Source organism: Paenibacillus haidiansis, assembly GCF_036553665.1.
In the GTDB taxonomy this organism is placed as follows: Bacteria; Bacillota; Bacilli; order Paenibacillales; family Paenibacillaceae; genus Fontibacillus; species Fontibacillus haidiansis.
In genome coordinates, this window is sequence record NZ_JAZHPZ010000023.1 from 52,803 (window position 1) to 61,433 (window position 8,631).

General features: G+C 53.3%; 7 protein-coding genes and 1 tRNA gene. 5 read left to right on the forward strand and 3 right to left on the reverse strand.

Translation table 11 applies throughout. The annotated features are described in order from the left end of the window. Positions 1-39 precede the first annotated feature (39 nt). On the reverse strand, positions 40-1,107 hold the full coding sequence (locus V3851_RS25470) for a sugar-binding transcriptional regulator (protein ID WP_331849243.1): 1,068 nt from the start codon (positions 1,105-1,107) through the stop codon (positions 40-42). 386 nt (positions 1,108-1,493) lie between these two features. Between V3851_RS25470 and V3851_RS25475 the strand changes: the two genes are divergently transcribed. The 5 genes from V3851_RS25475 to ade all read left to right on the forward strand — a co-directional run bounded on the left by V3851_RS25475 (position 1,494) and on the right by ade (position 7,014). Continuing rightward, on the forward strand, positions 1,494-2,702 hold the full coding sequence (locus V3851_RS25475) for an ABC transporter substrate-binding protein (RefSeq protein WP_331849244.1): 1,209 nt from the start codon (positions 1,494-1,496) through the stop codon (positions 2,700-2,702). A 24-nt stretch (positions 2,703-2,726) separates the two neighbouring features. Beyond that, on the forward strand, positions 2,727-4,046 hold the full coding sequence (locus tag V3851_RS25480) for an extracellular solute-binding protein (RefSeq protein ID WP_331849245.1): 1,320 nt from the start codon (positions 2,727-2,729) through the stop codon (positions 4,044-4,046). Positions 4,047-4,131: 85 nt separating this feature from the next. Continuing rightward, positions 4,132-4,206: transfer RNA gene (locus tag V3851_RS25485), tRNA-Arg, on the forward strand. Between the two features lie 267 nt (positions 4,207-4,473). Continuing rightward, entirely contained in the window at positions 4,474-5,070 is a 597-nt protein-coding gene (gene clpP, locus V3851_RS25490) for an ATP-dependent Clp endopeptidase proteolytic subunit ClpP (protein WP_331849246.1), read from the forward strand. Positions 5,071-5,211: 141 nt separating this feature from the next. Beyond that, complete coding sequence (gene ade, locus V3851_RS25495; protein WP_331849247.1) at positions 5,212-7,014, forward strand: adenine deaminase; 1,803 nt, start codon at positions 5,212-5,214, stop codon at positions 7,012-7,014. Positions 7,015-7,306: 292 nt separating this feature from the next. Here the strand turns inward: ade and V3851_RS25500 are convergent, their stop codons facing one another. Together V3851_RS25500 and V3851_RS25505 are read right to left on the reverse strand one after the other, a co-directional pair. Further along, entirely contained in the window at positions 7,307-8,227 is a 921-nt protein-coding gene (locus tag V3851_RS25500) for an IS3 family transposase (protein WP_331848502.1), read from the reverse strand. 11 nt (positions 8,228-8,238) lie between these two features. Continuing rightward, positions 8,239-8,556 (reverse strand): transposase, encoded by a 318-nt coding sequence (locus V3851_RS25505; RefSeq protein WP_331848388.1) that lies wholly within the window; start codon positions 8,554-8,556, stop codon positions 8,239-8,241. Positions 8,557-8,631: the final 75 nt, after the last annotated feature.

Genomic DNA, 8,631 nt, shown 5'->3' on the forward strand with positions numbered 1-8,631 from the left:
TGCATATTGCGTACTGTTCCGCTAATAGAGCCAATTGGGCTATTCCGCTTTGCGGATTGGATCGCGGCTCTCGCTGCGCTCGATTTCCGCAACGATTCCTTCCGCCGCGGCTTCGTCCGTAACGAGAATGTCCTCGTGTCCGGATTGAAGCACCGCATGAATCGCCTTCGCCTTGCTCCTGCCGCCCGCGATCCCGATCACGGTCTCGGTCCTCATGATGTCTTCCAACCTGAGGCCCAGGGTCAGCATTTTGTGAACAACGACGCCTTCTTCATTAAAATAATACCCGAATGATTCCGCCAGCGCCCCCTCTTCCTTCAGCTCCCGAACCGTCGATTCGTCAAGCTTGCGGCGGCGCGCCATCTCCATGGCATCACCGATGCCGTGGATAATTATCCGCGCCTCGCGGATCATTTCGACGATATCGTGGATGTTCGGGTCGCCCACGAGCGATTCGTAGGCTTCTTTGCCGAGCAAATCGGGGACATGCAGCAGTCGGTAGCCCGCTCCCACCCGCTTCGCCATTCCGGAAGCGATCGTGTTGGCCTGAATCTCCAGACTTTCCCCCAGTCCGCCCCGCGCCGGCACGAACCAGCACTGCTTCAGCGATAAATTCGCCGGTGGACTAAGGTGTTCCGCAACTTCGGCAATCGTGGAGCCTCCCGTGACGGCAACGACATCCTGGCTGCTCATACTGCTCAGCAGCGCCTTGGCTCCCGCCCGCCCAAGTTCCTTCTTGGTCAGCGGCGAGTCATCGCTGTCGCCGTGCACGATCACAACTTTACGGAGTCCAAACGCTTTGCGGATTCTTTCTTCCAGATCGGACAATCCGAAGATTTCCTTCACTACCGGCTCCAGACCCTCCAGCAGTTTTCTGCCCGAATCGCTGATTCTCATGCCTATATTCTCGATTTCAATCAGGCCCTGAGCCTTCAGGAGATCCGTCTCGGCCCGCAACACTCGTTCCGTCATGTTCAGTGATACCGCGAGCGTTCTGCGGCCGATCACATCCGACAACAAGATCTGGTGAAGAATGGTATACCTTTTCTTGAGAATTTCCATGAGATCAGGAAGAAGCTGCTTTTGCATTTCTAAAATATTTCGCATGCTTTCCACTCCTGCAAGCTTCGTCTTCTCTCTCCTTCTCCTTGGTCCTAAAATGTCCCGGGTAAACGTTTTAAGTCCCACCAATATTTTAACCAATTTTTGTGGCTGTTGCAAGCCTGACGTCCCTAGAATTCACAATCTTTGGCACGGTTATACGGAGACGTGCGAATAGCCCCGGAAAAGGAGACTTTTTGTCTCGGCAGGCCAGTCCCATTTTATAAAAAACGTTAATTAAAATGACCCTCGTTTAACCTTTAACCGGGTAAATCAAGTTATCTGTCACATTTTGTTGATTTAACAGGCATGTTTTTTATTCTACAGGTCTTTTTTAATGGTAGTATAAAAATGAATGCAATAACTTTTTTTGGGATTGGAGTTGTGGGGGATTGCGCCGCCGTTTATTCACTTTTTTAGCTATATATTTGATGATTCTGCCGGGGTGCGCGAGGGGAAATGCGCCGCTTGAAATCAAGGAAAAGAGCCTCGAGTTGAATATCGGCTACTTCTCGCAGAAGCACTTTGAAGACAGATACGCTTCTCTAATGGCGTTGGAGTATCCGAATTTGCAGTATAGCATCGTTCCGACCGGCGACATCGAAAAGGGAAAGACAACATTAAGCGACTGGTTTGAAGAACATCAGGTGGATCTGATTTACCTGCCTGCACAACAATTTCAAGAGGCCGCAAATCTGGGGTTATTGCAAAACCTTGACCTCTATGTCGAACGGGATTCCTTCCCCGTGGAGGCTTTGGTGCCAAGTGTCGCGGATTTGACAAGACAATACGGCAACGGCGAGCTGTACGGTCTGGCCCCTACTTTTTACGGCAGTGCTTTAGTATATAATCGGCAGATTTTCGATCAGTATGGAGTAGCTTACCCCGAGGACCGGATGACTTGGAAAGAAATCGTCTCCTTGGCAAGTCAATTTCCAAAAGGATTAACTCTGCCCTATAGATCCGCGGCCGATTGGCTGATCGATATAGGAAGGACCGAAGATCTTCAAGCCTACAACGAGCAAACGGACAGCATCACATTGAACAGCCCCTCTTGGACAAGCATTTTGGAGTCGGTCCAGGAGCCCTTAAAACAAGGGAATATCGCCTTTAACGATATTAACAAGAACTCTTTTATTGCCGAAAAATACGCCATGGCCGTCGTGGGCTATGACGACTTTAAAGTTTTGGAACAGCAAGGCTCGGAGATAAAGTGGAAACTGGTTACTATGCCGGTGAATCCTCTTACTCCGGAGACCGACCATCATGTCTCGCTGGCGGGGGTCTGGGCCATTCCGAGCCATTCGCCGCAAACGGACGCCGCCTGGGAACTGATCCGGTTCTTCGTCTCCGACAGAGTAGCCGAGTGGGAATACCGGTCCGTGTACGGCTTCTCCGCATTAGCCTCCCATACATCCTTAGGACAGCCCGACAGCAGTATTGAGGCGTTTTACAAACAACAACCTTTGATAAAAAACAGCGGCGTTCCCGAACAGGTGTATTTGCTTTTGGACGAAACCGTCGAGCAAATCCTGTCCGGCGGCAAAACCGTCCGGCAGGCATTGGCCGATATGCCGAAGAGCTTAAGTCAGGCAAAGTGAGCGCGGGAAAGGGGATCGGAAATCATGCGGGGGAAAATGCAAATCATTATTTATTCTCTGCTCATCGTTATCTTATTGACGGGCTGCCAAACACATCGGCCGGAGGGGCCCCTCATCCTCAAGGTCGCTTATCCGTCCGCGCAGCAATTCTATGAGAAATTTGGCTTTGCTTTCGAGAGCAAATACCCGAATATCGACGTTCAAGTCATTCCGGGTGATCCCGCATCCGAACCGGCGGATTTGACCGCCGAGGTGGATATCATTTACCTCAACGGGTTGGAACAGTACAAAACCGCCATTGAACAGGGGGCGTTAAAACCGATTTCTCCCCCATTCACCGGCTCATCCGAATCCGGCGAAGACCTGTCTCCCGTCGTGACCACGCTTTTGGGAGCGGCTTCTGCCGATGGCCAATACTATGCACTCCCGCCGACTTTTCATAGCGAGGCGCTTTATTACAACAAAAAACTGTTCGATGCCTATCATATCCCATATCCTCAAAATGGAATGACCTGGGGAGAGGCATTCGCTCTAGCCGAACGTTTCCCGGCCGAAAACGATCGCGGCGAACGTCTTTACGGGCTGCAAATGAACGATTCCCGCAATGCTGCGATGAATTTGATTATCAAAGCGGGGGAAACGGAAAATCTGGCTTACCTGAATCCGAAAACGATGACCGTCACAATCAATACGGAAAGATGGAAGCCGATTTGGGCCGAGGCGGTCCAAGCCCTTCGGGCCGGAGCCGTTTACGATCCGGGAGAAGAGTCCGGCTCCATGGACCTCCCCGGATTTCTGACTGGCCATGCCGCGATGACCGTAAGCTCCCATGCGCTTGCCTATTACTTTGAAACGGTCTCCCAATTCGAAGGGGCGGCCGAGATAGACTGGGGAATGGTTACCGCTCCGGTCGATCCCTTGAATCCGGATTATATGAATTTCTACGACATATTCGATCTCTTTGGCGTCTCTGCGAAAACGGAGCATGGCGACGAAGCCATGGAATTGGTCAAATTTATCGCCGGCGATCCGTTGAACAGTCCTCTGCTGGCCAAGAACCAGCCCAATTACGGGCTGCCTGCCGTCACCGATTATGTGCAGCCTGTCGGGGATCATGATTTGTCTCCCTTGTACTCGCTAAAAGCCAACCCCAATCACGACGACCCGGGTACAAAAGTGGATGCTGCAATTCTCGGTGCTTTTCAAGACGCCGCTCAAGGCGTGCTGGACAAGCTTCTTCAAGACGAGATCACGCTCGACGAAGCGCTGGCCGAGGCGGAGCTGAAAGGACAAGAGGCTGTAGACGCCGCCGTCCTGACTCTGAAACAAAAGAGTATGCCATGACATTATCCCGGTCTTATCAATATCAAATAAATACCACTTGCATTTCACTGAACAATGCCATATAATCAATTTTGCACGCTAAATTGCGCCCGTGGTCCAATGGATATGACGTAGGCCTCCGGAGCCTGAGATCGAGGTTCGATTCCTCGCGGGCGCGCCATACTTTCTTAATTTTAGCGGCGGTATCTTGCTTTAAATGCTACATAGTTTTACCCGTTGGCCCAGGGAGGGCTTTTTTGTTACCGTAAGTTTGACTTTCTTTGACTTTCTGTTTGAAATTGTTTATGATGAGGTTAATATTCATCGATTCCGTCAATTCTGAAATTGATTGAACCGATTCAAACACAAGGAAGAGCGGCACGGAATCCGCCCGTCGCCCGGGCCGGACCCGTTAGGCTTGATCCGACAAAATAAGGAGGTTTTATCGGTGAGTTATATCCCTATGGTCGTTGAACAAAGTAACCGCGGCGAGCGCGCTTACGACATTTATTCCAGACTGCTGAAGGACCGCATCATTTTCCTTGGTTCCCAAGTCAATGACGTCGTCGCCAATTCTATCATCGCGCAAATGCTGTTCCTGGACGCGGAAGATCCGGGGAAGGACATCCATCTGTACATTAACAGCCCTGGCGGTTCCATTACAGCCGGTATGGCCATTTTCGATACGATGCAATTCATTAAGTCCGACGTCTCCACGATCTGCGTCGGTCTCGCGGCTTCCATGGGCGCTTTCCTGCTCAATGCCGGCGCTCCCGGCAAGCGCTTCGCGCTGCCGAACAGCGAGATCATGATCCACCAGCCGCTCGGCGGAGCCGAGGGTCAGGCTACGGACATCGAAATCCGCGCCCGCCGCATTCTGAAGATGCGCGACAAGTTGAACAAAATTTTGGCCGAACGCACGGGACAGCCGCTGGAACGGATCGAGAAGGATACCGACCGCGACTACTTCATGAGCGCCGCCGAAGCCAAAGAATACGGACTGATCGATCGCGTAATCGAAAAAGTGACTCCGCAAGGCGTATAATCCGTATCCGCAAGAAGTAAATATAAGACTGCCTTATGAGCGATTTTGCGCTGCTAAGGCGGTCTTTCTTGCTTTTATCGGGATTAGGTGAAAAAATAGAACAAACGATTCAGCCATTAATGATTTATAGGAGTGAGGACCATGAGCCCAACAGGGAGAAAAAAACTGACGGAGGTTAGCCGGACGCTCGCCGAAGTGGCGACAGGTGCGAAGAAGGCCGATCTCGTCATCAAAAACGGGACATTGGTCAATGTGTATACCGGCCGGTTGCAGCCGCATACCGATGTGGCCGTCGCCGAAGGACGGATCGCCTTCGTCGGCGACGCGAGCCATACGATCGGCGAAGCCACGACGGTGATCGACGCGAAGGGCCGATTCATCGCGCCCGGCCTGCTGGACGGCCATATGCATGTGGAGAGCACGATGCTGTCGGTGACGGAGTTCGCCAAGGCCGCCTTGGCGAAGGGGACGACCGGCGTATTCATGGATCCCCATGAAATCGCCAATGTGTTCGGAGCGGAGGGCGTCCGCTGGATGCACGAGGAAGGGCGCGGACTGCCGCTGAAGGTGTACACCACCTACCCTTCCTGCGTGCCCGCCGCGGCCGACCTGGAGGACGCCGGGGCCGAGCTTACCGTCGCCGATATCGAAGCCGGGATGGCCTGGGAAGGCGTCGAGGGGCTCGGCGAAGTCATGAACTTCCCCGGCGTCGTCTACGGCGACCCGAAAATGGCCGGCGAGATCGCCGCGACGATCAAGGCCGGCAAGGCGGTCACCGGGCATTTCCCGAGCGACGACGAGCCGATGCTGCAGGCCTACATCGCCTCGGGCGTCACGTCCTGTCACGAGACGGTGACGCGCGAGCAAGGGCTGCTGAAGCTTCAACTCGGCATGCATCTCATGATCCGCGAGGGCTCGGCCTGGCACGACGTCAAGGAAGTGATCAAGGTCGTGACTGAGGATCGCGTCGACACGGCCAACATCATGCTGGTGACGGATGATGTGTATCCGCAGACCCTGATCGAAAAGGGTCACATGAACCACGTCGTCCGCCGCGCGATCGAGGAAGGCGTGGAGCCCGTCACCGCCATTCAGATGGGGACGATCAACACGGCCCGGTATTTCCGCGTCGACGGCGACGTCGGCGGGATCGCTCCGGGCAAATGCGCCGATCTGCTGCTGATCGGCGATCTTAAGTCCATGGAGCCGTCCACCGTGATCGCGGACGGCCAAATCGTCTTCGATGCCGGTGAACTACGTAAGGCCGCTTTCCCGGCCTATGCGTACCCGGAAGCCGCCCGGCAATCGGTGCATTTGGCGCGGCCGCTTGAGGCGCGCGACTTCGTGCTCGCGAGCGGGCGCGATGGCGCCGCCGAGACGGAGGTCAACGTAATCCGCGCGATCGAGAACAGCGCGCGGACCGCGCGCGGCACCGCCCGGCTCGCCGTGCGGGACGGCAACATCCTGCCGAGCCTGGAGCAGGATGTCGCGACGCTAGCCTGCATCGAGCGCCACCGCGGCAGCGGGGGGATCTCCCTGGCGTTCGCGCAGGGATTCGGGCTCGCGCGCGGCGCGGTCGCCTCGACCGTCGCGCACGACAGCCATAACCTCCTGGTTATGGGCACGAACCCGGAGGATATGGCCTTTGCCGCCAACGAGCTGGCGAAGCTCGGCGGCGGCATGATCGCTGTGCTGGACGGCCGGGTGCAGGCGTCCGTACCGATGGCCATTGCCGGGCTGATGTCCGACCAGCCGCTCGAGGTCGTCGTGCGGCAGGTGCAGGCGCTGGAGGAAGCATGGAAGGCGCTCGGCTGTACGCTGAACGCGCCGTTCATGACCTTCTCCCTGATCGCCCTGCCGGTCATCCCCGAGCTGCGGATCACGAACCGCGGCCTCGCGGATGTCGACCGGTTCGAGCTCATTCCGGTCGAAGTCGGGCTGTAAGCCGAATCGCTTCCGTCTCTCTCAGCAGACCCTGACCAGTAAAAAGCTGCAAATCTGCAGCTTTTTACTTCAGCCGGGCTGCCTCTCTACAAATACCTGCAAAATTGCGCCCTTTTCGGCGAATTTCGGCCGAATCCGCCCTGGACTGCGGAAATTGATGTATTTTTGCATCAATTTCGCCTGGTACCCAGCTTTCCGGATAAATGGATGCACTTTCGGCTGGGCCCCTTAAATCCGGAGTCCTGACCTACAAGTTTATTGTAAACGCAGTATTGCTTATTTTCTTACGTGTTTACATCGATTTATGGAACTTAGTGGTATCCTTTAGCGTCTTCACCCATGACGAAAACTTCATTGGTGCCATACGCTTCAAGCTACCATGCATTCTTCGATAATTATAAAAGTCCATATATTGATCAAGCGTTTCAAACGCCTCTTCAAACGTCATGAATTCTCGTCTACTAAACAAGTTACGTTCCAGTATGCTATGAAACGATTCGATGTAGGCATTCATATTTGGAGTCCGTGGGGGAATTCGCTCATGGGCCATCCCTAAGCTCTCACAGGTATCTCCAAACAACTTGCTTACAAATTGAGGCCCGTTGTCCGTCCGGATCACAGGTAATGTTTCACCAGGCTGAATGCGGCACTCTATGGCATATAAAAGCGTTTGAACGGCATGCTTGGCTTCGCAGGTTCGCCCGCGATATTGTCCGACTATCACGCGGTCAAATACATCGATAATGCTAAGAACAAAGAAAAATCGCTTCTGTCCTATAACGTATCCGTATTTGATGTCCATTTGCCACAACTGATTGGAACCGGTTATGAATCGGTTCTTTGGGAGAGTGCGCGGGTGCGATGGAACGTGCTTTCGAGCTTTTTGCAGAATGCCGAGTTCTTTGCAAAGGCGGTACGTTTTCTTCTTATTAATTATGACTTGGTGAACATCACGAATGCACTGGCCCAACAGTTTATAGCCGTAGACATGTTCTTCGCCTTCAAGTAGCTCAAGGAGCCACTCTTTGATCTGCTCATCGCTAATGGGGATCCCCGTTATGCTTAGAGAGTATCCAGGTGTAGGGCGCCCGCGTTTGCCTGCAGGTGACGGCTCAGCCTTTGGGGTAGAAGTCCTCTTTTTCCGATCGTAGTAGGTCGATTCGGCAATTTCCAAAATCCGCAGAACTACAGCTGTTGGTTCACCCCGCTTAATGAATGGTTCTGCTACTTCAAGTTTTTCAGATAAGCGGGGTTTTTCTTTTTTACGAGTTCCCGTAGGATCTCATTTTCGAGTTCTTTCTCGCCGAGCACTTTCATAGCTTTTTCGTATTTCTCTTCAATCTCTTGAAGTCGTTTGAGCTCTTGAAGGTGTTGGTCAGGCAGTGAAGTTTCTATATCCGTTATCTGATCTCGGTATGTTCGGATCCAGGTCCGAATGGTTTCCGGGTGCAGGTCATACGACCGGGCAAGCACCCCCACTTTAATACCAGATAAAGCTTCTCTTACTACCTTTAAACGAAATTCATCTTTGGCTTTTCCCATAACTTAATCCTCTCCCTTATTTCCATTGTAAATCCTTGTAGGGGAGGACTCCAGTTTATTTAGGGGGCCTAGAGG